Genomic DNA, 26,072 nt, shown 5'->3' on the forward strand with positions numbered 1-26,072 from the left:
TCAGTCGGACACACTGCGGATTTCGCAGGCTGCGGGGTCGTCTCCCAGCAATCTGTCGGCTGCGGATCGGTGCAGCCTCGCCGCCGCCGGGTCCCCCAGCCGGTCCAGCGTGTCGGCCAACCGCACCTGGAGCGCGGCCTGGAGCCGCTGGTCCCCGGCACGGCGCGCCAGCTCGATGGCCTCGCGGCAGGTGTGCAGCGATTCCTCGGGCCGGCCGGCGTACTCCTGGACCCGTGCCATCTCGCTCAACGCCTTTGCCTGGCCCGGCACATCGGCCAGCCGGCGGTAGCCCGCGGCGGCGGCGCGCCAGCTGCGCAGGGCCTCCCCGTACCGGCCCGCGTAGGTGTGCACGTTGCCCAGCCGGCCGTACAGCCTCGCCTCGTCCAGCCGCTCGCCGCGCGCCAGGGCGTGGGCCAGGGCGCGGCCGAACCAGTCGGAGGCACGGGGCCAGTCCGCCAGCTCCTGGTACGCGCCGCCTACGGATTCCATCGCGCGGCCCGTCGCGTACGGGTCGTTCGCGGCCTTTCCCGCGTCCAGCGCGGCCCGGTACCGGGCCAGCGCCTCCTCGGTCCGGCCGGTCCGGGCGTCCAGGTCGGCCAGGTTCAGCAGGGCGGCGGCCCGCTCCCGGTGCAGGTCCCGCCGCTCGGCCACGTCCAGGACGAGGCGGTGCAGCCCGTACAGCTCGGGGGCGGCCGCCTCGGTCCCGCGGTGTCCGGCCAGCGCCCGGACCAGGCCGGAGACCAGCCTGCGGGCCAGGGTGTCCAGCCCGCCGTCGGCCACGGCCAGGCGCGCGGCCGAGGTCAGCGCGGGCAGCCGGGTGTCCAGCCAGACGGCGGCGGAGCGCCGGTCGGGGAAGCGCAGGGCGCGGGGGGTCCCGTCCAGGCGCTCGCGCACGTCGTCGTCGTCCTCGTCGGCGTCCGTCATGGCCCGGCACGAGGTGAGCAGTCGTACGGTCCGCTCCAGCATCCGGGCGCGCGCCAGCTGCACCTCGGCGGGACGCTCCTTGGTCTCCAGCAGTGCCTGGAGGAAGGGGGCGAGGCAGCCGGGCAGCAGGAAGAGGCCGTCCGGGGCGGTCCGCACGAGGCCCAGGGCGGCGAAGTCCTCCAGGGTGGACTGGGCCGCGGCCACCGAGCAGCCGGCCAGGGCCGAGGCGGTGTGCGAGTCGAGGTACCCGGCGGGGGCGAGCGGCAGCAGGTGCAGGGTGCGGCGGGCCGGCTGCGGCAGGGACTCGTAGACCAGCCGGAAGGCGCGGCCCAGCGGCCCGGTGGTGCCGGGCGGCATGTCGTGGAGCTGCTTGGCCAGGTCCGCGACGGTGGCCTTGGGGTGCGCGGCGAGCCAGCCGCCGGCGAGGGCCAGCGCGGCGGGCAGCCCGCCGCACTCCTCGGCGAGGGCCTCGGCGGCGCGGGGGTCGGCGGTGACGCGCGTGTCGCCGATGCGACGGGCGAGCAGGCCGACGGCGGAGGTGGGGTCGAGGCCGCCGAGCGTGCAGGGGCGGACGTCGGGGATCCCGGTGAGCGGGCCCTCCGCGGTGACCACGACGAGGCACTCGGGGTTGTCGGGGAGCAGGGCGTCGACCTGGTGCGGGTCGGCGGCGTCGTCGACCAGCAGGATCGCCCGCCGCTCCGCCAGCGCCTCCCGCAGGGCGGCGCTGAGGTCGTCCTCGCCGGCCCCGGGCGGAGTGGCCTCCCCGAGCCCCTCGAGCAGGGTCCGGACGGCCCGCTCCGTGGCGACGGGTTCGCCGCCGGGTTCGGCGAGCCGCACCCTGACCAGGCCGTCGGGGTACTGTTCGGCCACCTCGCGCACGAACGCCTCCGCGAGCGCGGTCCGCCCCGATCCGGGCCTCCCGGCGACCAGCAGCACCCGTGCGCGGGGAGCCTTCGCCTTGCGGCCCGAGAGGGTGTCGAGCCCGGTCCGCGCGATGTCCTCGCGCAGCTCCTTGAGCTCACGCCGCCGCCCGACGAAATCCGCCACGGATCCGCTCCTCTCCCTGCCTTCGGGTTGCTGAGCGTAGTTCACGCAGAGCGACGGACCGTGGGGAGCGCGGCCTACAGATCGCCCGATCGGATCAGCGGATGGGCCTATTTAATGCGCCGCTCCCCCGGCCGCTCCGGAACACGGGCGCGCCACGCCGTGCCCGGGGCCGCCGGACCGCCGCGAGCGGCGCCGCGGGGGCGGCGGCTACGCCCCGTACGGCCGCTGCGGCCAGGGGGCGTCGGCGGGGCGCAGGGCGTCGGTGCCGGAACCGGAGGCGAGGGCGGCGGTCAGGGCCAGTACGCCCGTCACCAGCGCCGGGTTGCCCAGCTCGCCGGCCAGGATGCCCCGCACCAGCTCCTCCCGGGCCACCCATTCCACCTGCATGTCGGCCTCCTCGGAGTCCGTCTCGGCGTACCGCTCGCCGTCCGCGGCGGCCACGTCCCGCGCCAGGAAGACGCGGATCGCCTCGTCGGAGCCGCCCGGGGAGGCGTAGAAGTCGGCCAGCACCCGCCAGTCCCCCGCCGTGACGTGGGCCTCCTCGTACAGCTCCCGCCGCGCCGCGCTCAGCGGGTTCTCCCCCGGTACGTCCAGCAGCCCGGCCGGCAGCTCCCACAGCCGGTGGCGGACGGGGTGGCGGTACTGGCGGATCACGAGCACCCGGTCGTCCTCGTCCAGGACGAGCACGCACACCGATCCGGGGTGCACCTGGTAGTCGCGGCGGGCCACCGAGCCGTCGGGCATCCGCACCTCGTCGGAGGCCACCGCCGTCTTGGCGCCCTGGAAGGGCCGCCGGGTCGACAGGGTCTCCCAGCTTTCGGACGTGTCCTTGATGCTGGTGCCGGTGTCCATTCCGATGCCCTCCGAGATCGTGGAAAAACGGCGGACGCGCGAACGCGCGACAGCCGGGCACGGATGGTGATCCGTGCCCGGCTGTCTACGTTACCGAGCGTCAGCCCTGCTGCTGGCGCTCCACTGCGGCCTTGACCAGGCCCGCGAAGAGCGGGTGCGGGCGGGTCGGGCGGGAGCGGAGCTCCGGGTGGGCCTGGGTGGCCACCAGGTAGGGGTGGACCTCGCGCGGGTACTCGACGTACTCGACGAGCTTGTTGTCCGGGGAGGTGCCGGAGAAGACCAGGCCGGTCTTCTCCAGCTCGCCGCGGTAGGCGTTGTTGACCTCGTAGCGGTGGCGGTGGCGCTCGTCGACGTAGGCGTCGCCGTAGACCTCGCGCACGATCGAGCCCTCGGCCAGCTTGGCCGTGTACATGCCCAGGCGCATGGTGCCGCCCAGGTCGCCGGCGCCCTCGACGAAGGCCAGCTGCTCCTCCATGGTCGAGATGACCGGGTGCGGGGTGGAGGCGTCGAACTCGGTCGAGTTCGCCTCCTCGATGCCCGCCAGGTTGCGCGCGGCCTCGATGACCACGCACTGGAGGCCCAGGCACAGGCCCAGCAGCGGGATCTTGTTCTCGCGGGCGTAGGTGATCGCGCCGACCTTGCCGTTGACACCGCGGTCGCCGAAGCCGCCGGGCACGCAGATCGCGTCCACGTCGCCGAGCTGCGCCGCGGCACCCGCCGGGGTCTTGCAGTCGTCGGAGGTGACCCACTTGATCTGGACGCGGGCCTTGTTGGCGAAACCGCCGGCGCGCAGCGCCTCGGTCACCGACAGGTAGGCGTCGGGCAGGTCGATGTACTTGCCGACGAGCGCGACCTTGACCTCGTGGTCGGGGTTGTGGACGCGGTCCAGCAGGTCCTCCCACACCGTCCAGTCGACGTCGCGGAAGGGCAGGTCGAGCTTGCGGACGACGTAGGCGTCCAGGCCCTCGGTGTGCAGCACCTTCGGGATGTCGTAGATCGACTTGGCGTCGATCGCCGCGACCACGGCCGCCTCGTCCACGTCGCACATCAGCGAGATCTTGCGCTTGATGGAGGTGGGGACGTCGCGGTCGGCGCGCAGCACGATCGCGTCGGGCTGGATGCCGATGTTGCGCAGGGCCGCGACGGAGTGCTGGGTGGGCTTGGTCTTCAGCTCGCCGGAGGGACCGATGTAGGGCAGCAGCGAGATGTGCACGACGAAGACGTTGTCGCGGCCGACCTCGTGGCGGACCTGGCGGACGGTCTCCAGGAACGGGAGCGACTCGATGTCGCCGACCGTGCCGCCGACCTCGGTGATGACGACGTCGACGTCCTCGGTCGCCATGCGGCGGATGCGGTGCTTGATCTCGTTGGTGATGTGCGGGATGACCTGCACGGTGTCACCGAGGTACTCGCCGCGGCGCTCCTTGGCGATGACCGTGTTGTAGACCTGGCCGGTGGTGACGTTGGCCGAGCCGTCGAGGTCGACGTCGAGGAAGCGCTCGTAGTGGCCGATGTCCAGGTCGGTCTCGGCGCCGTCGTTGGTGACGAACACCTCACCGTGCTGGAAGGGGTTCATCGTGCCGGGGTCGACGTTCAGGTACGGGTCGAGCTTCTGCATCGTGACCCGCAGGCCGCGCGCCTTCAGCAGCGCACCCAGGCTGGAGGCCGTCAGCCCCTTGCCGAGGGACGAAGCGACACCTCCGGTGACGAAGATGTGCTTGGTCGTCATGGCTGTGCTGTTTCGAAAAGCAGCGGGCGGCATAGCCAAGAGGGGGCTCCCGTGGTCGCGAGGTGAGGTGCGTCCGGCGACTTCTCCCGTTTCCGGGGGTGCCGAAGCTGCGGTTTCGGGGCCCCTGATTCGCACAGGCAGACCACCGGTCCACGGGGTACCAGCCTATCAGCGCCCGGACGGGTCCGCCTCCGGGCGCGCTGCGCGCCGCCCCCTCCGGCTCCCCGGCGGCGCGCGTTCCCGCAGGTCACCCATTCGGCCGAGTGACATTGTCCCCATACTTAAGGAGATCACTAGGGTTCGCGCATACCTTGCTCGGATACCGCTGCACATCGTCGCCGAGCAGTCCGGCAGACGGCGTAACCACGCCGGTTCCGGCAATCTAGGACTCGACGCGGGGATCCCTGCGCACAGGAGACCGCGCAACAGCGCATTGCAAGCGCCCTTCGGGGCGGACGTGGCCTTTCGACTGGAGAGCAACGTGTCCGGGCGCATCGAGGATTACGCACTGATCGGGGACATGCAGACCGCGGCGCTGGTCTGCCGGGACGGCGCGGTGGACTGGTTGTGTCTGCCCCGCTTCGACTCCCATGCCGTCTTCGCGAGCCTTCTGGGCACCGAGGAACACGGGTTCTGGCGCATCGGCCCGGCGTTCGCGCCGGGCACGGAGCCGCCGCGGGCCGCGCGCCGGCGCTACCGGGGCGATTCCCTGGTGCTGGAGTCGGAGTGGGACACCCCGCGCGGGACCGTCCGCGTCATCGACTTCATGCCGCCGCGCGAGGACCACGCGCCGCAGCTGATCCGCATCGTGGAGGGGGTCAGCGGGCGCGTCCCGATGCGCTCGGCGCTGCGGATGCGTTTCAGTTACGGGCGGGTCGTGCCGTGGGTGCACAAGGTGGACGGGCGCACCGTGGCCGTCGCCGGCCCGGACTCCGTCTGGCTGGACACCGAGGCGCAGACGTACGGCAAGGACCTGACGACCTACTCCGACTTCACGGTCGCCCCGGGCGACCGGGTGGCCTTCGCCATCAGCTGGCAGCCGTCCCACAAGGGCGCGCCGGAGGCCCCGGACGCCGAGGCGGCCCTGGAGGCCACCAGCGAGTTCTGGCACGAGTGGGTGGACCTGTGCACGTACCACGGGCCCTACCGGGAGGCCGTGGTCCGCTCGCTGATCACCCTCAAGGCGCTCACGTACGCGCCCACGGGCGGGATCGTCGCCGCGCCGACCACCTCCCTGCCGGAGGAGATCGGCGGCGTCCGCAACTGGGACTACCGCTACACGTGGCTGCGCGACGCGGCCATCACCCTGTCCTCGCTGCTGCGCACCGGCTACCGCGGGGAGGCCGCCGCCTGGCGGGACTGGCTGCTGCGCGCGGTCGCCGGCGACCCGGAGAACCTCCAGATCATGTACGGGATCGCCGGTGAGCGGGAGCTCGGCGAGACGGAGCTGGACTGGCTGCCGGGGTACGAGAACTCGGCCCCGGTGCGCGTCGGCAACGGCGCCGCCCACCAGCTCCAGCTGGACGTGTACGGCGAGGTCACCGAGGCCCTGCACCTGGGGCACATGACGGGCCTGGCCCGCAACGACTACGCCTCGGTGCTCCAGCTGAAGCTGATCCGCTACCTGGAGACCCACTGGAACGAGCCGGACGAGGGCATCTGGGAGGTGCGCGGCCCGCGTCGGCACTTCGTGCACTCGAAGGTGATGGCCTGGGTGGCCGTGGACCGCACGATCAAGCTGGTCGAGAGCGGGGACGCGGACGGTCCGCTGGACCGCTGGCGCGAGCTGCGCGACCGGATCCACGCGGACGTGTGCGAGAAGGGCTACGACCCGGAGCGCAACACCTTCACCCAGTCCTACGGCTCCCGCGAGCTGGACGCCTCGCTGCTGCTGATCCCGCAGATGGGCTTCCTGCCGCCGGACGACAAGCGGGTCATCGGCACCATCGAGGCGATCCAGCGCGAGCTGTCGACCCCGGACGGCTTCATCCTGCGCTACCCGACGGCCGGCGAGGAGGCGGGGGTGGACGGGCTGGAGGGTGACGAGGGCGCCTTCCTCGCGTGCTCCTTCTGGATGGCCGACGACCTCGCGATGATCGGCCGGGTCGACGAGGCGCGCCGGCTCTTCGAGAAGCTGCTGGCGCTCCGCAACGACCTCGGCCTCCTGGCGGAGGAGTGGGACCCCAAGCTCCAGCGGCAGGTGGGGAACTTCCCGCAGGCCTTCAGCCACGTCCCGCTGATCGACACGGCGCTGCGGCTGACGGCGAGCGGGGCCTACGGCGGCTGACGGGCGGGGCCGGTGGGGCCCGCCTACGCTGGAGGGGTCCTACGCCCCTTCCGGGAAGGGAGGGTGGCCATGGCGCCCCTCTCCAAGGCGGGCGCGGCACTCGCCGCGCTCCGCGAGGATCTGGCCGGCGAGGTCTTCGCACCGGACGATCCCGGGTACGACGGGGCCCGGACCGTGTTCAACGCCATGATCGACCGCCGGCCGGCGGTGATCGCCCAGTGCGAGGGCGCCTCGGACGTGGTCACGGCCGTGCGCTTCGCCCGGGAGCTGGACCTGCCGGTCGCGGTGCGCGGGGGCGGCCACAGCGTCGCGGGGATGGCCCTGAACGACGGGGGGCTCGTCGTGGACCTGCGCCGGATGCACGGAGTGGAAGTCCGTCCGGCGGCGCGGACCGCGCGCGTCGCCGGCGGGGCCACGATGAGCCACCTGGACCGGGCCTGCGAGCCGTACGCGCTGGCGACCACCGGGGGCCGGGCCTCCACCACCGGCGTGGGCGGTTTCGTGCTGGGCGGGGGGACGGGCTGGCTGGACCGGACGTTCGGCCTGGCGGTGGACAACCTGCTCGGCGTCGAGCTGGTCACCGCCGACGGCGAGCTGCTGCACGTCACGGCGGAGGAGCACCCGGACCTGTTCTGGGGGCTGCACGGCGGCGGCGGCAACTTCGGGATCGCCACCTCCCTGACCCTGCGGCTGCACGAACTGCCCCACATGTCGGTCGCGTTCCTGCTGTACCTGCCCGAGCGCGGTCCGGAGGTGGTGCGCACCTTCCGGGACGTCATCGAGTCGGGGCCGCCGGAGGCGAGCGGCGGCGCCTTCTACCTGACGGGGCCGCCCGAGGAGTTCGTCCCGCCGCACCTGGTGGGGCTGCTGCTGGCGGGCGTGCTGCTGACGTACGCGGGTCCCGAGGACGAGATGCGCAGGCTCGTGGAGCCGCTGCTGGCGGTCCCGCACGAGGCGGAGATGGTCACGGCCATCCCGTACGCCGACCTCCAGTGCATGATCGACGACCCCCCGGGGCTGCGCAACCACTGGTCGGCGGAGTACCTGACCGGGGTGCCCGACGCGTTCGTGGAGGTGTTCTGCGCCCGCGCCGCCTCGATGCCCGTGCCGACGGGCACCCAGCACGTGGTGTGGCCGCAGGGCGGGGCCGTCGCCTCCGGACCGGCCGGCTACCCCGTGCCCTACCGCGACGCCCCGTGGGCGGTGCACCCCTTCGGGATGTGGGAGGACCCGGCCGACGACGACCGGGTCCGGCAGTGGGTCAGGGACGTCCGCGCCGACGTCCGGCCGTGGAGCACCGGCGCGGTGTACCTCAACTTCACCGGGGACGAGGGCGCGGACCGGGTCGTGGCCGGCCTGGGCGCCGGGAACATGCGGCGCCTGGGCGAGTTGAAGCGGCGTTACGACCCGGACAACGTGTTCCGCTCCAACCACAACGTCAAGCCGCTGTAGCGGCCGCCCGGCGGGGTTCAGGTGAGGGCGGTGATCACCTCGCGGGCGGCCCGTTCGCCCTCGGTGGCGCCGCCTTCCATGAAGCCCTGGAAGTCGTAGCTGCAGTGCTCGCCGCCGATGTGGACGTTGCCCTGCGCGGTGCCCTCGTACTTGGCGTACCGGTGCAGGTAGCCGGTGGGCCAGTACGAGTAGGCGCCCAGCGCGTAGGGGTTGCGGTGCCAGGCGGAGAGCTGGGCGCGGCCCGTCCAGACGGCCTTGGTGCCCGGGTAGAAGGCGTCGATGCCGGTGAGCACGCGGTCCGCGAGGGCGCGTACGTAGGGGTCGGTCTCGGTGGCGAAGGGGCTCGCGGGGGTGAGGGACCCGGCGAGGCGGCCGCCGCCGTACTGGAGGAGGATGCCGCCGTTGCCGGGCTGGACCTTGGTGGTGTCCCAGGTCTGCTGGACGTCGGAGTCGGTGAAGCAGTCGCCGGCGGAGACTCCCGGCCAGGGGCCGGTGCCGCGCCAGGGCCGTGCGGTGAACTGCATGTTGAGCTTGGTGCAGTGGCCCATGCGCGCGTCGCGCAGCAGGTCGCGCATCAGCGGGTCGAACCCGGCCTGCGAGGTGTCGAGGTTCTGGAGGACCGGCAGCGGCAGGCACAGGACGGTGTGGTCGGCGACGGCGGTGCGGGTGGAGCCGGAGTCGTCGAAGGTGAGGGTCTGGGTGCCGTCGGCGTTGGCCCGTACCGCGAGCAGCCGGCGGCCCATGACGATGGTGCCCGGGTCGAGGGCCGCGGCGATGGCGTGGGGGAGCCGGTCGTTGCCGCCGGTGATGTGGTAGCGCTCGTTGGACAGGCCCCAGACGTTGAAGTTGCCGGGGTTGGGCTGGTAGCCCATCAGCAGGACGAGGGCGAGGGCGGACTGGGCGGTGGTGTCGGCGCCGTACTCGACGGTGTAGGCGACGTCGATGAACCGGCCGAGACGCGAGCCGTGGCCGCCGGGGATCCGGGTCTCGATCCACTCGTGGAGGGTCATGTTGTCGAGGGCGGTGCCCGCGGGGGTGGTGCTGTTCCAGCTGACCTCGCCGGCTTCCTGGAGGTCGCGGTGCAGTGCCTGGTAGACGGGCTTGAAGTCCTCGTCGGCCTGGGTGCGGGAGTAGTAGGCGCCGTTGAACCAGAGCACTTCCTCCGCGCCGTTGGGTCCGCCGCCGAGGAAGTCCTCGGTGGGCAGGCCGAAGCGGCGGCACAGTTCGAGGATCTTCTTGTGGCTGGTGTCGATCAGTTCGCCGCCGATCTCGGAGGTCTGCCCGTACGCCCAGTGGCCGCGCTGCGTCCACATGCGGCCGCCGACGCGGGCGGGGTTGGCCTCGTAGAGGGTGCAGGGGATGCCCGCGTCCTGGAGGGTGAGGGCGGCGGTGAGGCCGGATATCCCGGCGCCGACGACGGCGACGCGGGCGGAGGAGGCGGGCCGCTGGGCGGGGGCGCCCGACACGGCGGGCGCGGCGGCGGCCGTCGTGGTGGAGGCGAGGGCGGTGCCCAGCCCGAGGGCGGCGGCCCGGCCGAGCAGTTCGCGGCGGGTGGAGCCGCGCACCTCGGCGGCGGGCATGCGCAGCCGGCGGGCGGCGGCGTGTTCGGCGGCGAGCTGCCGCAGGGAACGCATCAGGGGGGTACGGGCCATGGCGGGGCTCCTCAGACGGTGGCGGCGGTCGGGCCGGAGGGGGTGGCGGCGGGGTCCTCGGGGTCGTCGGTGCGTTCGGCGGCGTCCTCCAGGACGATCCGGCCGATGACCTCGTAGCGGGCGGGGGCCTTCGCCTTGAGCCAGAAGCCGAGGGCCAGGCCGCCGAGGAAGACCGTGCCGACGATCCAGGGGATGAGCTTGAAGAACAGCGATCCGGCGGCGGCGCCGGCGGCGGTCTCCATGTTGAGCACCAGCAGGACCACCACGGCCGTCATCCCGATCCCGCCGAGCAGCGGGGCGGTGAAGGTCCTGAACCAGTGCCGGTCCTCGGGGTGGTTGGCGCGGAAGTAGCCGATGACGGCGAAGGAGCACAGGGTCTGCACGATCAGGATCGCCATCGTGCCGAGGATCGCGAGCAGCGTGTACAGGTGCAGGTACGGGTCCTGGCCGGTGAGCCAGAAGCCGGCGACGAGGGCGGTGGCGATGGCGGTCTGCGCCACGGAGGCGACGTACGGGGAGCCGTGGCGGTGGTGGGTGCGGCCGAGGCCGGGGTGCAGGAAGCCCTCGCGGCCGATGGCGTACAGGTAGCGGGCGGCGCACTGGTGGAAGGCCATCCCGCAGGCGAAGGAGCCGGTGAGCAGCAGCCACTGGAAGGCGTCGACGGCCCAGGCGCCGATGAAGGTCCTGGCCGGGGCGAAGAACAGGTCCAGGGGGCTGGCGGAGGCGGAGAGGGTGACGGAGTCGGCGAGGCCGTTGCCGGCGATGGTCATCCAGGAGACGTAGATGTAGAAGAGGCCCACTCCGACGACGGAGACGAGGGTGGCCTTGGGGATGACCCGCTTGGGGTCGCGGGACTCCTCGCCGTACATGGCGGTGGACTCGAAGCCGACCCACGACCAGAAGGCGAAGAAGAGGCCGAGGCCGGCGGAGGTCCCGGTGAAGGCGTTCTTCGGGTTGATGGGCTCCAGCGGGATCCCGTCGGGGCCGCCGCCCGCGAGGAGCACGGCGGTGGCGACGGCGAAGAGGACGGCGATCTCGGCGACGAGCATCACGCCGAGGGCCTTGGCGGTGAGGTTGATGTCGAAGTGCGCGAGGACGGCGGTGACGGCGAGCATGCCGGCCGCGTAGAGGACCCAGGGCAGGTCCACGCCGAGCTGGTCGTGGACGGTGGTCTTCGCGAAGTAGGAGAAGACGCCGACGATCGAGGCCTCGAAGACGATGTACGCGAGGACGGCGAGCATCCCGGAGGCCATGCCGGCGATCCGGCCGAGGCCGTGCGAGATGTACCCGTAGAAGGCGCCGGCGGCGGTGATCCGCTTGGCCATGGCCACGTAGCCGACCGCGAAGACGGTGAGGACGACCGTCGCGAAGAGGTACCCGGCGGGGGCGCCGGTGCCGTTGCCGAAGCCGACCGCGATGGGGAGGTTGCCGGTCATCGCGGTGATCGGCGCGGCGGTGGCGACCGCCATGAAGACGACGCCGACGAGGCCGACGGAGTTGGCCTTGAGGCGCTGGACCGGGGGCGTGGCCCCGGTGGTGGGCGGAGGCGTGGCGCTGGCTCTGCTCATGGAGTCCTCGTTCCTGCTTCCTGATCTGTCCGAGGGCCGACACTCTCCACCCGGGTGACGCACGCCACAATCGGCACGCGGTCCGATAATCGCCTTGCCGGGGCGACGAGTTGTCGGTCCGGACGGGGGCATATCGGACTCCGTGACCGCCCGGTGATGTGCGGGCGACAGAGCGGCCGGTAGCGTCCGCGATATGGACGACCAGGGCGGAATCACGGTTCAGCGGGCACTGGAGCTGCCGGGACTGCGCAGCGGGCTCCCCGAGGTGGTCGCCTGTGCCGACCGGCTGGGACGCACCGTCCGCTGGGTGCACGCGGGCGAGGTCCCGAACATCGCCTCGCTGCTCAAGGGCGGCGAGCTGCTGCTGACCACCGGCCTCGGCCTGGGCACGCGCCCCGCCGAGCAGCGCGCCTTCGTACGCCGCCTCGCGGACCGGGGCATCGCCGCACTCGTCGTGGAGCTGGGCCCGCGCTTCACCCGCCTGCCCGCCACGCTCGTCGAGACGGCCAGGGCGGCCGGGCTGCCGCTGGTCCAGCTCCACCGCGAAGTGCCGTTCGTGGCGGTGACGGAGGAGGTCCACACCGAGATCGTCAACGGCCACTACGCCCTGCTCCAGCGGGCCGAGGAGGTGCACCGGCGCTGTACCGAGGCCCTGTTGGGCGGCGGCGGCATCCCGCAGGTGCTGCGCATCCTGTCCGACTTCACGGGCAACCCGGTCTTCCTGGAGACCCCGGACGGCCAACTGCTGTACGCCGCCGGACCCGTGGCCGGGGAGGGCGCGGCGGACCCGCTCCAGGTGTGGGAGGGGCTGCGCGGCCAGCGCGCCTCCGAGCCCCCGGCGAACGCCGTGGTGGTCGACGTACCGGGCGGCGGTCACGGCACCGGCTCCGTCCGGGCCCGGGTCGTCCTGGTGGGGGTCTCGGCGCCGCTGCTCCCGGTGCACCGGATGGCGGCGGAGCGCACGGCGGGGGTCCTGGCGGTGGTCCTGATGCAGGCCCGGCAGGAGGAGGAACTGGCCGCGCGCGGCCGGGGGGACTTCCTGACCGACCTCGCGGAGGGCCGGATCTCGGCCGAGGACGCCCCGGCGCAGGCCCGGGTCCTGGGCTTCCGGCCCGGCACGGGGCCGCTGCTGCCGATCGTGATGCGGCTGTCCACGGACCTGGGGGCCTCGGGGAACTGGGCGGTGCTGGCCCGGGCGGTACTGGAGGAGCTGTCCTCGGTCGGAGTGCCGGTGCTGCTGGGCGTCCGCCCCGTCGAGGGGCGGGTGCCGCTGCTGGTCTCGCTGCGCACCGAGTCGGAGCGCACCCCGGTCGCCGACCGGGTCGCCGCCGCGCTGCGGGCGGGCGTCGAACGGGCCGGCCTCGACCGGGCCGCCGCACCGCCCGCCGTGGTCGTGGGCGTCGCGGGCGGCTGGGCGGCCGCCTCCTCGGGTCTGCGGCACGCCGCCGAGACGGCCACGGCGGCCCACGGCCTGCCGGCGCGGCCCTGGTACGACGCCCGCCGCCTGGACATCGACCTGCTGCTGTGGCGCCTGCGCGAGCACCCGGACCTGGCGGCGTTCGTGGACCGCGCGATCGGCGCGCTCCGCGTCCACGACGCGACGTCCCGCCCGCCGCTCCTGCCCACCCTGGAGACGTACCTCGCCCACGCGGGCCGCAAGGCGGAGACCGCGCGCGAGCTGCACCTGAACCGCCAGACCCTGTACAACCGGCTGGCCCGCATCTCCGAGCTCCTGGGCACGGACCTCGACGACCCCGAAACGGTCCTCTCCCTGAGCCTGGCCCTGCGCGCCCGCCGCCACACGTCCTCCTGACGCGCCGTCGCGTCAGGACAGGGGCCGCTCCATCAGTTCGTCGTACACCGCGAGGACCTGCGCCACCGTGTCGTCCTCCGAGGGCCACGTCGCCGCCTGGGCGCGGCCCGCCACCGCGAGGGCCGCCCGGCGATCGGGGTCGGCCAGGAGCCCCGCCACCGCCCCCGCCAGCGCGCCCGAGTCCCCGTACGGGACCAGGACCGCCGCGTCACCGACCAGCTCCGGGACCGCCCCGACCTCGGTGGCCACCAGCGCCACCCCCGCCCGCAGGGCCTCCTGCGCCAGCAGGGACCGCCCCTCCCAGCGGCTCGGCAGCACCGCCACGTCCGCCGCCGCCAGCAGCCGGTCGGCGTCCCGGCGCCGCCCCAGCAGCCGCACCGGGAGCCCCTCCTCCTCGATGCGCCGGGTCAGCTCGGGCCGCAGCGGCCCCTCCCCCGCGATCACCAGCAGCGGCGGCGGCTCCAGCACCCGCCACGCCCGCGCCGCGTCCAGCAGGACGGAGTAGCCGCGCCCGGCCACCAGGCTGCCGACGGCGATGACCAGGGGGCGCTCCACCGCCCCCAGTTCCGCCCGGGTCTTGCCCGCGTCGGGCCGTGCCGCCGCGGCGGGTACGGCCACCGCCGCCAGCCGCGCGTCCCGCGCCCCGCGCCGCCGGGCCAGGTCGACCTGGTCGGAGGAGGACCCGAGCACCACGGCCGCCGTCCGGGCCACGTGCCGCTCCAGGAGGCGGCTCAGCGGCCCGAGCGGACCGGCCGGCTCCGGCGCGCTGCCGTGCCAGGTCACCACCAGCGGCGGCCGGCGCCCGCCGCCGCGCAGCGCCAGCGCGGCGCGCATCCCGGCCCGGATCCCGTGGGCGTGCACCACGTCGGCCCCGGCGCAGACGGCCCGCAGGGCGTTCGCCGCGTCGGGGGTGAACTCCGCCCCGGCGCCGGTGAAGTCGTACTCCCCTTCGGCCGCGGCGGGGGCGCACACGGTCACCCGTACGCCGCGCGCCGCCAGCCCCGTCGCCAGGGACCGCACGTGCGCGCTGCTGCCCGCGCCCGCACCGCCGAGGACCTGGACGGTGCGCAGCGGGGGCCGGCCGTACGGCTGTGCGGGGGCCGGGAAGGAGGCCGGGGAGCTGCTCACGGGCCGTAGCTCCAGGGTGAGGGGGCAGAGACGTCGCCCAGGATGCCAGTCCGCACGCGCGTTCCGGGACCATATGGGTGCGGAGCCCGTGCGGGATACCGCAGTGCGCCCCCCAGCCTCACCCACACGGGTTAACGCCCGCTCGTCACGCGTCCGCCCGCGCCGCCTCCAGCAGTTCCTCCGCATGGGCCCGCGCCGTCTGCGAGTCCTCCTGGCCGGCCAGCATCCGCGACAGTTCGCGGATGCGGTCCTCGCCCTCCAGCACGGTCACCCCGGACCGGGTCACCGATCCGTCGACGGTCTTCTCCACCAGCAGCTGCCGGTCCGCGAAGGCGGCCACCTGCGGCAGGTGCGTGACGACGACGACCTGCGCGGTCCTGGCCAGCTTCGCGAGCCGCCGCCCGATCTCGACGGCCGCCTTGCCGCCGACACCCGCGTCGACCTCGTCGAAGAGGTAGGTGGGCACCGGGGCGGACCCGGCGAAGACGACCTCCACGGCCAGCATGACCCGAGACAGCTCACCGCCCGAGGCACCCTTGGCGATCGGCCGCGGCTGCGCCCCGGGGTGCGGGGCCAGCAGCAGCTCGACCTCGTCCGCGCCCGTGGGCCCGTACGCGACCGGGCGCCCGCCGACCTCGACGCCCTCGGGATCCTCCGTCTGCCGGATCTCGATGGTCACCCGCGCGTGGGGCATGGCGAGGGAGGCCAGCTCGGCGGTGACGGCGGCGGCGAACCGCTCGGCGGCCTCGGTCCGCGCGTCCGTCAGCGCCTGGGCGAGCACGGACAGCTCCTCGCGCAGGGCGTCCCGCTCGGCGGTCAGTTCGGCGATCCGCTCGTCGTCGCCGTCCAGTTCCAGCAGCCGCGCCGAGCCCTTCTGCGCCCAGTCCAGCACCGCGTCGACGGAGTCCCCGTACTTGCGGGTCAGCTGGGTCAGCGCGGCCCGCCGCTCCTCCACCGCGGCCAGCCGCAGCGGATCGGCGTCCAGGTCGTCGGCGTACCCGGCGAGTTCCCCGGCGACGTCGGAGAGCAGGATGCCCAGCTCCCCGATGCGGTCGGCGAGGGCGCCGAGCGCCGGGTCGTGGGAGCGTACGGACTCCAGCGCGCGGTGCGCGCCGGCGACGAGGGTGTTGGCGTCGACGCCCTCCGGGTCCTCCACGTCACCGGCCAGCGCCGCGTGCGCGGCCTGGGCGGCGGAGGCCAGGGACTCGGCGTGCCCCAGCCGTTCGGCCTCGGCCGCGAGCTCGGCGTCCTCGCCGGGCAGCGGTTCCACGGCGGCGATCTCGTCCAGCCCGAACCGCAGCAGGTCCGCCTCCTGCGCCCGCTCACGGGCGCGGGTGGTGAGGGTGTCGAGTTCGGCGGCGGCGGCGCGCAGTCTCCGGTAGGCGCCGGCGTACTTCTCCAGGGGGACGGCGACGGCGTCGCCGGCGTACCGGTCGAGGGCCCGTCGCTGGCGGGCCGGGCGCAGCAGGCCCTGCTGGTCGGTCTGCCCGTGGACGGCGACGAGGTCGTCGGCGAGTTCGGCGAGCAGGCCGACCGGTACGGAGCGGCCGCCGACGTGGGCGCGCGAGCGGCCCTCGGCGGACACGGTCCGGCTGATCAGCAGGGCGCCGTCGTCGAGCTCGGCCCCGGCCTCCTCGGCCCGCACGGCGGCGGGCGAGTCGGGGCTCATGACGACGCGGCCCTCGACCACCGCCGCCTTGGCCCCGATCCGCACCAGGGCCGGATCGGCGCGGCCGCCGAGCAGCAGCCCGAGGCTGGTGACGACCATCGTCTTGCCCGCACCGGTCTCGCCGGTCACCGCGGTGAAACCGGGCGACAGCTCGACCACCGCGTCGTCGATGACCCCGAGCGACCGTATCCGCATCTCCTCAAGCACGGGACGACGATACCGAGGTTTCACCGGTGCCATGTGACCTCACCCGCCCGAAGTTTCTCGAACGGATGTGCTATTGGGGGACTAGTGCGGTGCTCCGCGCCATCCGGAGACCGGCAGCGCGAACTTCGCCACCAGCCGGTCCGTGAAGGACGCGTGGTGCAGCCGGGCGAGCCGCACCGGCACCGTCCCCCGGCGCACCTCCACCCGGGCCCCGGCGGGCAGCTCCAGCGTCCTGCGCCCGTCGCACCACAGGGCACCGTGCGGGGTGCCGTTCTGCACCTCCACCGCCAGCACCGAGGTGGGCGAGGTCACCAGCGGCTTCGCGAACAGCGCGTGCGCGCTGATCGGCACCATCAGCAGCGCCTCCACCTCCGGCCACACCACCGGTCCGCCCGCGGAGAAGGCGTACGCCGTGGAGCCCGTCGGCGTCGCGCAGACGATGCCGTCGCAGCCGAAGCCGGTCACCGGGCGCCCGTCGATCTCCAGGACCACCTCCAGCATCCGCTCGGCGGACACCTTCTGGACGGCGGCCTCGTTCAGCGCCCAGTCCCGGTGCACCACGTCCCCGTTGGTCCGTACGAGGACGTCGAGGGTCATCCGCTCCTCGACCTCGTAGGAGCGGGTCACCACCCGGTCGACGACCTGGTCCAGGTCGTCGCGCTCGGCCTCGGCGAGGAACCCCACCCGGCCCAGGTTGACGCCCAGCATCGGCACCCCCGAGCCGCGGGCGAACTCCGCCCCGCGCAGCAGGGTCCCGTCCCCGCCCAGGACGATCAGCAGCTCGCACCCCTCGAGCGCCACGGGCGTGCACTCGGCGACGAGCTGCACCTCGGGCGGCAGCGGCAGGTCCCGCGCCTCGTGCTCCAGGACCCGCACCCCGATTCCCGACTTCAGCAGCCCCTGCACCACGAGTTCCGCGCTGCGGATCGCGGCGGGCCGGCCCGTGTGCGCGACGAGGAAGACGGTCCGCGGCCCGGTCGGCTCAGCGGCCTCCCCCGCCTTCGCCCCCGCCCCCGGGTCCCCCGATTCCACCCGACGTGCTGAACCTGCTGAACCTGCTGACACACCTGTCACTGCGGCCCCTCCGCCACTGCACGGTCGACATCCCCCGGGTCGAGTGCCGGTGCCCCCGCCCGAAGCCACAGAAAGTACTCGACGTTGCCCGACGGCCCCGGCAGCGGGCTCGCCGTCACCCCGAGCACACCCAGCCCCAGCTTCCACGCCTGCGCCGCGACCTCCCGCACCGCCCCGGCCCGCAGCTCGGGGCTGCGCACCACGCCGCCGCTGCCCAGGCGCTCCTTGCCGACCTCGAACTGCGGCTTCACCATCAGCACCAGGTCGGCGTCCGGCGCCGTGCACCGCACCAGGGCCGGCAGCACCAGCCCGATGGAGATGAAGGACAGGTCGCCGACGACCAGGTCCACGGGGACGCCGTCGATCAGGTCCACGGTCAGCTCGCGGACGTTCGTACGGTCCTTGACGGTCACCCGCTCGTCGCTCTGCAGCGACCAGGCGAGCTGTCCGTAGCCGACGTCGACGGCGACGACGTGGGCCGCGCCCGCGCGCAGCAGCACATCGGTGAAGCCGCCCGTCGAGGCCCCCGCGTCCAGCGCCCGGCGGCCTTCGACGGCCAGCCCCTGCGGCTGGAACGCCGCGAGCGCCCCGGCCAGCTTGTGGCCGCCCCGGGAGACGTAGTCGGGGTCGCTGTCGTCCTCGAGGACGACGAGGGCCGCGCTGGTCTCGACCTGGGTGGCCGGCTTGGTGGCGGTGGTACCGCCCACGGTCACCCGGCCCGCGGCGATCAGCTGGGCCGCGTGCTCGCGCGAGCGGGCCATGCTGCGGCGTACCAGTTCGGCGTCCAGGCGGCGGCGTGCCACTCCTGCCACGTTCGGTTCAGCTCCTGTTTTCGTAAGGTCCGGGGACGGGTGGTGCGTCCAGCGCGTCCAGCGCCTCGCGCAGTCCCCTGTGCACATCCTCGTACACCTCGGCGTGCCGGTCCGCCGCCAGGTGGTCCGCGTCCGCCAGCCGCTCCAGGTGCGCGTCCACCCCGGCGTGGCCGGTGGGGGTCCGTACGAGGCCCAGCGGCGCCGGCCCGGCGGGTTCGACGGCCGGCCCGGCGGCGGGGGCCCCGGGCTCGCGGGGGACGTCCGGAACGCTCCCGGACTGTGCGTCGGTCATGCCCCGACGCTACCCCGAAGCGCGGCGGCCACCACCCGCGGCTCTGCGGTACGGTCGTGATCACCATGGCTACGATCCAGGAGTGCCGCGCGGCACTCGACCGACTCTCCGACAACCTGGCCTCCGCCGACGGCGACGTACGCGGCGCCGCGGCCCTCGACCGCTCGCTGAGCTGCCACATCACCGACCTCGACGAGACCTTCACCGGCCGCCTCGAGGGCGGCCGGATCCGGGTGGACGGACTCGCGCCGGGCGCGCCCCGCGCCAAGGCGGAGATCCGGCTGGCGATGACCGGCGACGACCTCCTCGGACTGGTCGCCGGGGAGCTGCGGTTCGCCAAGGCCTGGGCCTCGGGCCGGGTCCGGCTGGAGGCGGGCTTCCGCGACCTGCTGCGCCTCAAGAGCATGCTCTAGCCGTCTCCTCGACGCGCCCCGGCCCGTCGACGCGCCCGGCCCGTCGACCGGCCGCGGCTCGTCGACCGGCCGCGGCCCTTACGTCCTCGCCGGCCGGTTCCCGCTCAGACCGCGGCCTTCGCGCGCGCCTTGCGGGCCGCCGGGACCACCAGCGGGGTACCGGTCTCCGGGTCGTCGATGACCTGGCAGCGCACCCCGAACACCTCCTCCACCAGCCCGGCGGTGACCACCTCGGCCGGCGGGCCCTCGGCGACGACGACGCCGCCGCGCAGGGCGATCAGGTGGGTGGCGTAGCGGGCCGCGTGGTTGAGGTCGTGCAGCACCGCCACCAGGGTGCGGCCCCGCGTCTCGTGGAGCTCCGCGCACAGGTCGAGCACGTCGAGCTGGTGCTGGATGTCCAGGTAGGTCGTCGGTTCGTCCAGCAGCAGCAGCGGGGTCTGCTGGGCCAGGGCCATCGCGATCCACACCCGCTGGCGCTGGCCGCCCGACAGCTCGTCCACCGCCCGGTCGGCGAGCTCCGCCACCCCGGTGGAGGCCATCGACTCCACGACGATCCGCTCGTCCTCCGCCGACCACTGGCGCAGCAGCCCCTGGTGCGGGTAGCGGCCGCGCGAGACCAGGTCGGCGACCGTGATGCCGTCCGGGGCGATAGAGGACTGCGGGAGCAGGCCCAGCGTCCTCGCCACTTTCTTCGCGGGCAGCGAGGAGATCGCCTGGCCGTCGAGCAGCACCCGTCCGGCGGCCGGCTTCAGCATCCGCGACAGGGCCCGCAGCAGCGTCGACTTGCCGCAGGCGTTGGGGCCCACGATCACGGTGAAGGAGTTGTCGGGGATCTCCACCGACAGGTTCTCCGCGATGACCCGCTGGTCGTAGCCGAGGGTGACGTCCTCCGCGCTCAGCCTCTGCACTTGTCCACTCCTCGTTTCGGCCTGCTTGTTCATATGCGTCCCGCCCTGCGCTCCGTGACGAGCAGCCAGAGCAGGTAGACGCCGCCGACCAGCCCCGTGACCACGCCCACCGGCAGCTGGTCCGCGCCGAAGGCCCGCTGCGAGGCCAGGTCCGAGGCCAGCAGCAGGACGGCGCCCATCAGCGCGCCGGTCAGCAGGTTCGACCCGGGCGACCGTGACAGCCGCCGGGCCAGCTGCGGTGCGGCCAGCGCGACGAAGCTGATCGGTCCGGCCGCGGCCGCGGCGGCGGTGGTGAGCAGGACCGCCGCCAGCATCAGCAGCATCCGGGTCCGCTCCACCGGCACGCCCAGCGCGTACGCGGCGTCGTCGCCCATCTCCATCGTCCGCAGCGCCCGGCTCTGCCCGAGGACCAGCGGGAACAGCACCGCGCAGGTCGCCAGGAGCGGCCACACCTGCGCCCAGTCCCGCCCGGCCAGCGAACCGGTCAGCCACACCATCGCCCGGGTGGCCTCGGCGATCTGCGCCCTGGCGATCAGGTACTGGATGAGCGCCACGAGGACGGCCGAGGCCCCGATGCCCACGAGCACCAGCCGGTACCCCTGGATCCCCTGCTTGTACGCGAGGAGGTAGACGGCGGCTCCGGCCAGCAGGCCGCCGACGACCGCGCCGAGCGCGACCTCGGTGGCGCCGCCCTTGAAGAGGACGATGACGACGAGCGCGCCGACCGCCGAGCCGTACCCGAAGCCGAGCAGGTCCGGGGAGCCGAGCGGGTTGCGGGAGACGGACTGGAAGACCGCCCCGGCCATCCCGAGGGCCGCGCCGACGAGCACGGCGACCAGGACCCGCGGCAGCCGGAGGTCGTTGACGATGAAGTCGTCGGCGGGGGCTCCGTCGCCCAGCAGGGTCCGTACGACGTCCCAGGGCGCGATCTCGAAGTCGCCGGTGCCGAGGAGCACGACGGCCAGCAGCAGCGTCACCGCGGCCAGGACCAGCCCGGTCACCAGCGCGCGCGGCTCGACGCGCAGCGAGATCCTGCCGGGTCCGCGCAGGGCCCGGAGCCGGGAGGGCGGGGCGGCGGGGGTCGCGGTCACAGCTGGGCCATCCTCTTGCGCCGAACCAGGTGGATGAAGACGGGGCCGCCGACGAGGGCGGTGACGATGCCGACCTGGAGTTCCGAGGGCCGGGTGACGACCCGTCCCACCACGTCGGCGCCCAGCAGCAGCACCGGTGACAGGACGGCCGAGTACGCGAGCACCCAGCGCATGTCGGGGCCGGTCACCAGACGGGCCAGGTGCGGGATCATCAGCCCGATGAAGACGATGGGCCCGCAGGCGGCCGTCGCCGCCCCGCACAGCAGGGTGATGGCGGCCATCGCCAGGATCCGGGTCCGCGTCAGGTGCGCGCCGAGCGCCCGCGCGGTGTCGTCGCCCATCGCCATCGCGTTGAGCGGCCGGCCCAGCACCAGGGCGAGCACGGCTCCGGCGAGCAGGAAGGGGGCCACCTGCCGGACGGTGTCCATGGTGGCCGAGGCCAGCGAGCCCACCGTCCAGAAGCGCAGCTTGTCCAGCGCCTTGGTGTCCATCAGCTGTACGGCGTTGATGTAGCCGACGAGCGCCGCGCTGGCCGCCGTACCGGCGAGCGCGAGGCGCACCGGTGTCGCGCTGCGGCTGCCGCCGAGTACGTAGACGACGACGGAGACCACGGCGGCGCCGAGGAAGGCCCACCAGACGAACTCGCCGAGCGTGGTGGCCCCGAGGAAGCTGATCGCCGAGACGACGGCGGCCGCGGCGCCCGCGTTGACTCCGAGGATGCCGGGCTCCGCCAGCGGGTTGCGGGTCAGCGCCTGCATCACCGCGCCGGACAGGCCGAGTCCGAGCCCGACCATCACCCCGAGGACGGTGCGCGGGACCCGCAGGTCCCGTACGACCACGTCGTCGGTGGTGCCGGTGTAGTGGAACAGGCCGTGCCAGACGTGGTCCAGCGACATCGGCTTGGCGCCCACGGCGATGCTCGCCACCGCGACCAGGGCCAGCACGGCGATGGCGATCAGCAGGCCGGCGACGCGCACCGCGTGCCGTGGACGGGCCACGGGCGACGGCGCGCTCCGCTCGGATTCGGGGGGACTCTCAACCAACACGAAGGTTAGGTTAGCCTACCCTGCGTCTACTGATCGCCCGGTGGGCCGGGACAGCGGTACGCCAGGTCAGAACCCCAGCCTCGCCAGCGCCTTCTCCACCTCACCCGTGTACGCCCCGTCCCCGGCCCGCGACCAGGCCACCGCGCACAGCGCCCGCAGCCCGTCGACCGGATCGCCCGCCGACCCGTCCGCGGACCCCGCCGGCTCCACGTCCAGACCGCCGTCCACGTGCGCCGCGGTCCAGCCGCCGCACCGCCGGCCGCCCGCGTGCTCCACCACCTCCGGCTGGCCCGTCAGCAGCCCCCGCAGGTCCCGGTCCACATAGGTCGGCCGGTGCCTCGGCTCGGCCCGCAGCAGCTGCGCCGCGTCCGTCACCCCGGTCAGCACCAGCAGCGAGTCCACGTCACCGTTGAAGGCGCCCTCGATGTCGGTGTCCAGCCGGTCGCCCACCACCAGCGGCCGCCGCGCCCCGGTCCGCAGCACCGTCTCCCGGTGCATCGGGGGCAGCGGCTTCCCCGCCACCTGCGGCTCCGCGCCCGTGGCGATCCGCACGACCTGCACGGCCGCCCCGTTGCCAGGCCCGATCCCGCGCGCCCCCGGAATCGTCAGGTCGGTGTTCGACGCGAACCACGGCACCCCGCGGTTGATCGCGTACGCGGCCTCCGCGAACCGCCCCCACGCCAGGTCCGGGCCGCCGTAACCCTGTACGACCGCCGCGAGCCCCTCCTCCTCCGCGGAATCCACCGGCACCAGCCCGCGCTCGCGCAGGGCGACCCGCAGCCCCTCGCCGCCGATCACCAGCACCTTCGCGCCGGGCTCCGTCTGCTCCGCGATCAGCCGGGCCACCGCCTGCGCGGAGGTGATCACCTCACCCGCCTCCGTCGGGATGCCCAGCTCGCTCAGGTGCTCCGCGACGGCGTCCGGGGTCCGCAGCGCGTTGTTCGTGACGTACGCCAGGTGCATCCCGCCCTCCCGGGCCGCGGCCAGGGACTCCACCGCGTGCGCGATGGCGTGCCCGCCCGCGTACACCACCCCGTCCAGATCGAGCAGCGCCGTGTCGTACGCCTGGTGCAGACTCCGCTCGCTGCCTGCGGGGCCGGTCCTGCTCTGCCGGGTCATCTGGCCACTCCTTTTGAACTGTTCCAGCAACGCTCGAGACATCGGGATTCTTACGATCGATCTTGTCCGAGTTTGCGCTAACCCGTGACTCCCCCGATCATCCCGTATCCCGAGACGGGTCTTACCATGCACCAATGACCACACCTGGCAACGCGGAGCACGGCCTGCGCCTGATCCCCTTCCACGGACTGCGCTACGTCCCGGAGCGCGTCGGCAGCCTGGCGGCAGTGACCTCGCCGCCGTACGACGTGGTCGTACGCCCCGACGGAGTCGACTACCTCGAATCCGCCGACCCGCACAACATCGTCCGGCTGATCCTCCCCCAGGCCGGGACCCCGGCCGCGCGCAACGAGCAGGCCGCCCGCACCCTGCGCGACTGGCTCGCCGAGGGCGTCCTCAGCGACGATCCGCAGCCCGCGCTCTACGTCTACGAGCAGCGCAGGCCGGGCCTCCTCCAGCGCGGCGTCATCGGCGCCCTCGCCCTCTCCCCCGCCGAGGCGGGCGTGGTCCTTCCCCACGAGGACGTCATGCCGGACGTGGTCACCGACCGGGCGGGCCTGATGCGCGCCACCTCCGCCAACCTGGAACCGCTCCTCCTCACCTACCGGGGCGACGGCCCGGGCACCGGAGCGGCCGCCGTCGTCGAGGACACCGCCACCCGCGAACCCCTGCTGTCCACCGTCACCGAGGACGGCTTCCGCCACAGCCTGTGGGCCGTCACCGACCCCGCCGAACAGGCCGTCATCACCGCCGACCTGGCCCACCGCCAGGCCCTCATCGCCGACGGCCACCACCGCTGGGCCACGTACCTGCGCCTCCAGGAGGAGCACGGCCCCGCCACCCCCTGGGACTTCGGCCTGGTCCTCCTCGTCGACACCGCCCGTTACCCGCTCCAGGTCCGGGCCATCCACCGGATGCTGCGCCGCCTCCCCCTGGGCGAGGCACTGGCCAAGGTCGAGGGCTCCTTCCGGGTGCGCCCCGTCCAGGGACCCCTGCCCCTGGCCCTCGAGGCGCTCGCCGACGCCTCGGAGCGCGGCAACGCCTTCCTCCTCGCCGGCGACGGCAGCTTCCACCTGGTCACCGACCCGGACCCGGCCCTCATCGAGCGCACCGTGCGGCGCGACCGCCCGGAGGCGTGGCGCCGGCTGGACGCCACCGTGCTGCACGCCTCGCTCCTCGACGCCCTGTGGCAGGTCCCCGACGCGCCGGACCACATCACGTACATCCACGACGCCGCCGCCACCGTCGCCATGGCCGAACGGCACGGCGGCACGGCGGTCCTGCTGCACCCCGTGCGCGAGGAGGTCGTCCGGGACCTGGCCCGCCAGGGCGTCACCATGCCCCGCAAGTCCACCTCGTTCGGACCGAAGCCGGCCACCGGCCTGGTGCTCCGCAGCCTGGACTGAGCGGCCCCGGACACACGGAAGGGCGGCACCCCCGAGGGGGTGCCGCCCTTCCGTCGTCCTGTGACGAGCCGGCGGTTACGCCTTGCCGCGCTCGTCGTCCTCCATGACCACGATCTCGTCGGTCACGTCGACCTCGGCGTCGTCGACGGGCTCGTACTCCTCGTCGTCCTCGTCGTAGTACTCGGCCTGGTCGGCGGCACGCTCGGCGGCGGCCACCTCGGCCGGGTCCTCGTCCTGCTCCTCGTCCTCCTCGTCGGCGTCGACGTCGTCGGCGAGGTCCTCGAGGTCCGCGTCGACCGCACCGGCGTCCACGAACTCGACGCCGTCGATCTCCGCGAGACGGTCGGAGGCGTTGGTCGCGCCGTCCTTGTCGGCCTCGAGGGTCTTCGCGAACCATTCCCGGGCCTCGTCCTCACGACCGGCCGCCAGCAGGGCGTCGGCGTAGGCGTAGCGCAGGCGCGCGGTCCACGGCTGGACGGAGCTGGAGGCCAGCTCGGGGCTCTGGAGGGTCACGATGGCGGCGTCGAGCTCACCCATGTCCCGCCGGGCACCGGCCGCGACCAGACGCATCTCGACCTGGCCGGCCTTGTCCAGCTTCTGCACCTCGGGCTCACCGGCCATGGCCAGCGCCCGCTCCGGACGGCCGAGGCCGCGCTCGCAGTCGGCCATCACGGGCCACAGCTCGACGGAACCGGTCATCCGCTTGGCGGCACGGAACTCCGCGAGCGCCTCGCTGTACTTCTGCGTCGCGTACGCGGCGAAGCCGGCGGCCTCGCGCACGGCGGCGACACGGGAGGCCAGACGCAGGGCGATGCGGGAGTACGCGTACGCCTGCTCGGGGTCCTCGTCGATCAGCCGGGCCACCATGACCAGGTTGCGCGAGACCTCCTCGGCCAGACCCTTGGGCAGGCTCAGGAGTTCCTGGCGCACATCGGCGTCGATCTCGTGACCGGTGATGTCGTCGTCGATCGGAAGCCGCTTGACCGGGTCCCGGTCGGCGCGGAATTCGCGGTCCCCACGGTCGTCACGGCGGAAGCCGCCGCGGTCGCCACCACGGTCGTCCCGGCCACCGCGGTACCCACCACGGTCGCCGCGGTCGTCACGACGGGGGTACGACGGACGGTCCCCGCCCCGGTCGTCACGGCGCGGGTACGAGGGACGGTCGCCACCACGGTCATCACGGCCACCGCGGAAACCACCACGGTCGTCATCGCGACGCGGGTAGGACGGACGCCCACCGCGGTCGTCGTCACGGCGCGGGTACGAGGGACGCTCACCCCGGTCGTCACGACGGAACGACGGACGGTCCCCACCCCGGTCATCGCGGCGCGGGTACGAGGGACGGTCGCCACCACGGTCATCACGACCGCCGCGGAAACCACCACGGTCGTCATCGCGACGCGGGTAGGACGGACGCCCACCGCGGTCGTCGTCACGACGCGGGTAGGAGGGACGCTCACCCCGGTCGTCACGGCGCGGGAAGGACGGACGGTCCCCGCCCCGGTCATCGCGGCGCGGGTACGAGGGACGGTCGCCACCACGGTCATCACGGCCACCGCGGAAACCACCACGGTCGTCATCGC

General features: G+C 73.9%; 20 protein-coding genes and 1 pseudogene. 5 read left to right on the forward strand and 16 right to left on the reverse strand.

The window, feature by feature from the left end:
• The 3 genes from ACZ514_RS28320 to ACZ514_RS28330 form a co-directional block, all read right to left on the reverse strand.
• Entirely contained in the window at window positions 1-2,016 is a 2,016-nt protein-coding gene (locus tag ACZ514_RS28320; RefSeq protein WP_468173320.1) for a tetratricopeptide repeat protein, read from the reverse strand.
• Window positions 2,017-2,178: 162 nt separating this feature from the next.
• Window positions 2,179-2,823, reverse strand: coding sequence for an NUDIX domain-containing protein (locus ACZ514_RS28325; RefSeq protein ID WP_469125990.1), 645 nt, complete (start codon window positions 2,821-2,823; stop codon window positions 2,179-2,181).
• A gap of 100 nt (window positions 2,824-2,923) precedes the next feature.
• Entirely contained in the window at window positions 2,924-4,585 is a 1,662-nt protein-coding gene (locus tag ACZ514_RS28330; RefSeq protein WP_468173368.1) for a CTP synthase, read from the reverse strand.
• Between the two features lie 448 nt (window positions 4,586-5,033).
• Here ACZ514_RS28330 and ACZ514_RS28335 point away from each other — a divergent pair, with 448 nt between their 5' ends.
• Together ACZ514_RS28335 and ACZ514_RS28340 are read left to right on the forward strand one after the other, a co-directional pair.
• Window positions 5,034-6,839, forward strand: a complete 1,806-nt coding sequence (locus tag ACZ514_RS28335) for a glycoside hydrolase family 15 protein (RefSeq protein WP_468173324.1) — start codon at window positions 5,034-5,036, stop codon at window positions 6,837-6,839.
• A gap of 69 nt (window positions 6,840-6,908) precedes the next feature.
• Window positions 6,909-8,291, forward strand: a complete 1,383-nt coding sequence (locus tag ACZ514_RS28340; protein ID WP_469125991.1) for an FAD-binding oxidoreductase — start codon at window positions 6,909-6,911, stop codon at window positions 8,289-8,291.
• Between the two features lie 17 nt (window positions 8,292-8,308).
• Here ACZ514_RS28340 and ACZ514_RS28345 read toward each other — a convergent pair whose 3' ends face one another.
• Together ACZ514_RS28345 and ACZ514_RS28350 are read right to left on the reverse strand one after the other, a co-directional pair.
• Complete coding sequence (locus ACZ514_RS28345; protein ID WP_468173328.1) at window positions 8,309-9,943, reverse strand: flavin monoamine oxidase family protein; 1,635 nt, start codon at window positions 9,941-9,943, stop codon at window positions 8,309-8,311.
• Window positions 9,944-9,954: 11 nt separating this feature from the next.
• Complete coding sequence (locus tag ACZ514_RS28350) at window positions 9,955-11,511, reverse strand: APC family permease (RefSeq protein WP_469125992.1); 1,557 nt, start codon at window positions 11,509-11,511, stop codon at window positions 9,955-9,957.
• 193 nt (window positions 11,512-11,704) lie between these two features.
• Here ACZ514_RS28350 and ACZ514_RS28355 point away from each other — a divergent pair, with 193 nt between their 5' ends.
• Window positions 11,705-13,324 (forward strand): PucR family transcriptional regulator, encoded by a 1,620-nt coding sequence (locus ACZ514_RS28355; protein WP_468173332.1) that lies wholly within the window; start codon window positions 11,705-11,707, stop codon window positions 13,322-13,324.
• Between the two features lie 12 nt (window positions 13,325-13,336).
• Here ACZ514_RS28355 and ACZ514_RS28360 read toward each other — a convergent pair whose 3' ends face one another.
• The 5 genes from ACZ514_RS28360 to ACZ514_RS28380 form a co-directional block, all read right to left on the reverse strand.
• Window positions 13,337-14,452: a glycosyltransferase family 4 protein gene (locus ACZ514_RS28360; protein ID WP_468173334.1), complete on the reverse strand. Its 1,116-nt coding sequence runs from the start codon at window positions 14,450-14,452 to the stop codon at window positions 13,337-13,339.
• 145 nt (window positions 14,453-14,597) lie between these two features.
• Window positions 14,598-16,316 (reverse strand): DNA repair protein RecN, encoded by a 1,719-nt coding sequence (recN, locus tag ACZ514_RS28365; RefSeq protein ID WP_468173370.1) that lies wholly within the window; start codon window positions 16,314-16,316, stop codon window positions 14,598-14,600.
• Window positions 16,317-16,409: 93 nt separating this feature from the next.
• The gene (locus tag ACZ514_RS28370; RefSeq protein ID WP_469125993.1) at window positions 16,410-17,360 is read right to left on the reverse strand and encodes an NAD kinase; all 951 of its coding nucleotides are present in this window, start codon (window positions 17,358-17,360) and stop codon (window positions 16,410-16,412) included.
• Window positions 17,361-17,398: 38 nt separating this feature from the next.
• A complete protein-coding gene (locus ACZ514_RS28375; RefSeq protein ID WP_468173338.1) occupies window positions 17,399-18,214 on the reverse strand; it encodes a TlyA family RNA methyltransferase in 816 nt (271 codons plus the stop codon).
• 7 nt (window positions 18,215-18,221) lie between these two features.
• Complete coding sequence (locus ACZ514_RS28380; protein WP_468173340.1) at window positions 18,222-18,506, reverse strand: hypothetical protein; 285 nt, start codon at window positions 18,504-18,506, stop codon at window positions 18,222-18,224.
• A gap of 65 nt (window positions 18,507-18,571) precedes the next feature.
• Here ACZ514_RS28380 and ACZ514_RS28385 point away from each other — a divergent pair, with 65 nt between their 5' ends.
• Window positions 18,572-18,919 (forward strand): SCP2 sterol-binding domain-containing protein, encoded by a 348-nt coding sequence (locus tag ACZ514_RS28385; protein WP_468700032.1) that lies wholly within the window; start codon window positions 18,572-18,574, stop codon window positions 18,917-18,919.
• A 104-nt stretch (window positions 18,920-19,023) separates the two neighbouring features.
• Here the strand turns inward: ACZ514_RS28385 and ACZ514_RS28390 are convergent, their stop codons facing one another.
• From ACZ514_RS28390 to ACZ514_RS28405, 4 genes are all read right to left on the reverse strand, one after another.
• A complete protein-coding gene (locus ACZ514_RS28390) occupies window positions 19,024-19,860 on the reverse strand; it encodes an ABC transporter ATP-binding protein (RefSeq protein WP_468173344.1) in 837 nt (278 codons plus the stop codon).
• Complete coding sequence (locus ACZ514_RS28395) at window positions 19,857-20,918, reverse strand: FecCD family ABC transporter permease (protein ID WP_468173346.1); 1,062 nt, start codon at window positions 20,916-20,918, stop codon at window positions 19,857-19,859. The genes ACZ514_RS28390 and ACZ514_RS28395 overlap by 4 nt, the downstream gene beginning before the upstream one ends.
• On the reverse strand, window positions 20,915-21,964 hold the full coding sequence (locus tag ACZ514_RS28400) for a FecCD family ABC transporter permease (RefSeq protein WP_468173348.1): 1,050 nt from the start codon (window positions 21,962-21,964) through the stop codon (window positions 20,915-20,917). The genes ACZ514_RS28395 and ACZ514_RS28400 overlap by 4 nt, the downstream gene beginning before the upstream one ends.
• A gap of 66 nt (window positions 21,965-22,030) precedes the next feature.
• On the reverse strand, window positions 22,031-23,083 hold the full coding sequence (locus ACZ514_RS28405; RefSeq protein ID WP_468700026.1) for an HAD hydrolase-like protein: 1,053 nt from the start codon (window positions 23,081-23,083) through the stop codon (window positions 22,031-22,033).
• 134 nt (window positions 23,084-23,217) lie between these two features.
• Here ACZ514_RS28405 and ACZ514_RS28410 point away from each other — a divergent pair, with 134 nt between their 5' ends.
• Complete coding sequence (locus ACZ514_RS28410) at window positions 23,218-24,489, forward strand: DUF1015 family protein (protein ID WP_468173352.1); 1,272 nt, start codon at window positions 23,218-23,220, stop codon at window positions 24,487-24,489.
• Window positions 24,490-24,564: 75 nt separating this feature from the next.
• On the opposite strand, the gene ACZ514_RS28415 is transcribed toward ACZ514_RS28410, so the two are convergent.
• Together ACZ514_RS28415 and ACZ514_RS28420 are read right to left on the reverse strand one after the other, a co-directional pair.
• Window positions 24,565-25,419, reverse strand: a complete 855-nt coding sequence (locus tag ACZ514_RS28415) for a tetratricopeptide repeat protein (RefSeq protein WP_468173372.1) — start codon at window positions 25,417-25,419, stop codon at window positions 24,565-24,567.
• Window positions 25,420-25,497: 78 nt separating this feature from the next.
• Window positions 25,498-26,072, reverse strand: a pseudogene (locus tag ACZ514_RS28420) (tetratricopeptide repeat protein); the annotation flags it as partial.

Source organism: Streptomyces sp. NPDC034086 (assembly GCF_055575515.1).

Excerpts from the sequence above, each read along its gene's own strand:
- ACZ514_RS28325 (WP_469125990.1), bottom strand. The coding sequence starts at position 2,823 with ATGGACACCGGCACCAGCATCAAGGACACGTCCGAAAGCTGGGAGACC.
- ACZ514_RS28330 (WP_468173368.1), bottom strand. The coding sequence starts at position 4,585 with ATGCCGCCCGCTGCTTTTCGAAACAGCACAGCCATGACGACCAAGCAC.
- ACZ514_RS28340 (WP_469125991.1), top strand. The coding sequence starts at position 6,909 with ATGGCGCCCCTCTCCAAGGCGGGCGCGGCACTCGCCGCGCTCCGCGAG.
- ACZ514_RS28345 (WP_468173328.1), bottom strand. The coding sequence starts at position 9,943 with ATGGCCCGTACCCCCCTGATGCGTTCCCTGCGGCAGCTCGCCGCCGAA.
- ACZ514_RS28350 (WP_469125992.1), bottom strand. The coding sequence starts at position 11,511 with ATGAGCAGAGCCAGCGCCACGCCTCCGCCCACCACCGGGGCCACGCCC.
- ACZ514_RS28355 (WP_468173332.1), top strand. The coding sequence starts at position 11,705 with ATGGACGACCAGGGCGGAATCACGGTTCAGCGGGCACTGGAGCTGCCG.
- recN (WP_468173370.1), bottom strand. The coding sequence starts at position 16,316 with ATGCGGATACGGTCGCTCGGGGTCATCGACGACGCGGTGGTCGAGCTG.
- ACZ514_RS28380 (WP_468173340.1), bottom strand. The coding sequence starts at position 18,506 with ATGACCGACGCACAGTCCGGGAGCGTTCCGGACGTCCCCCGCGAGCCC.
- ACZ514_RS28385 (WP_468700032.1), top strand. The coding sequence starts at position 18,572 with ATGGCTACGATCCAGGAGTGCCGCGCGGCACTCGACCGACTCTCCGAC.
- ACZ514_RS28390 (WP_468173344.1), bottom strand. The coding sequence starts at position 19,860 with ATGAACAAGCAGGCCGAAACGAGGAGTGGACAAGTGCAGAGGCTGAGC.
- ACZ514_RS28405 (WP_468700026.1), bottom strand. The coding sequence starts at position 23,083 with ATGACCCGGCAGAGCAGGACCGGCCCCGCAGGCAGCGAGCGGAGTCTG.
- ACZ514_RS28410 (WP_468173352.1), top strand. The coding sequence starts at position 23,218 with ATGACCACACCTGGCAACGCGGAGCACGGCCTGCGCCTGATCCCCTTC.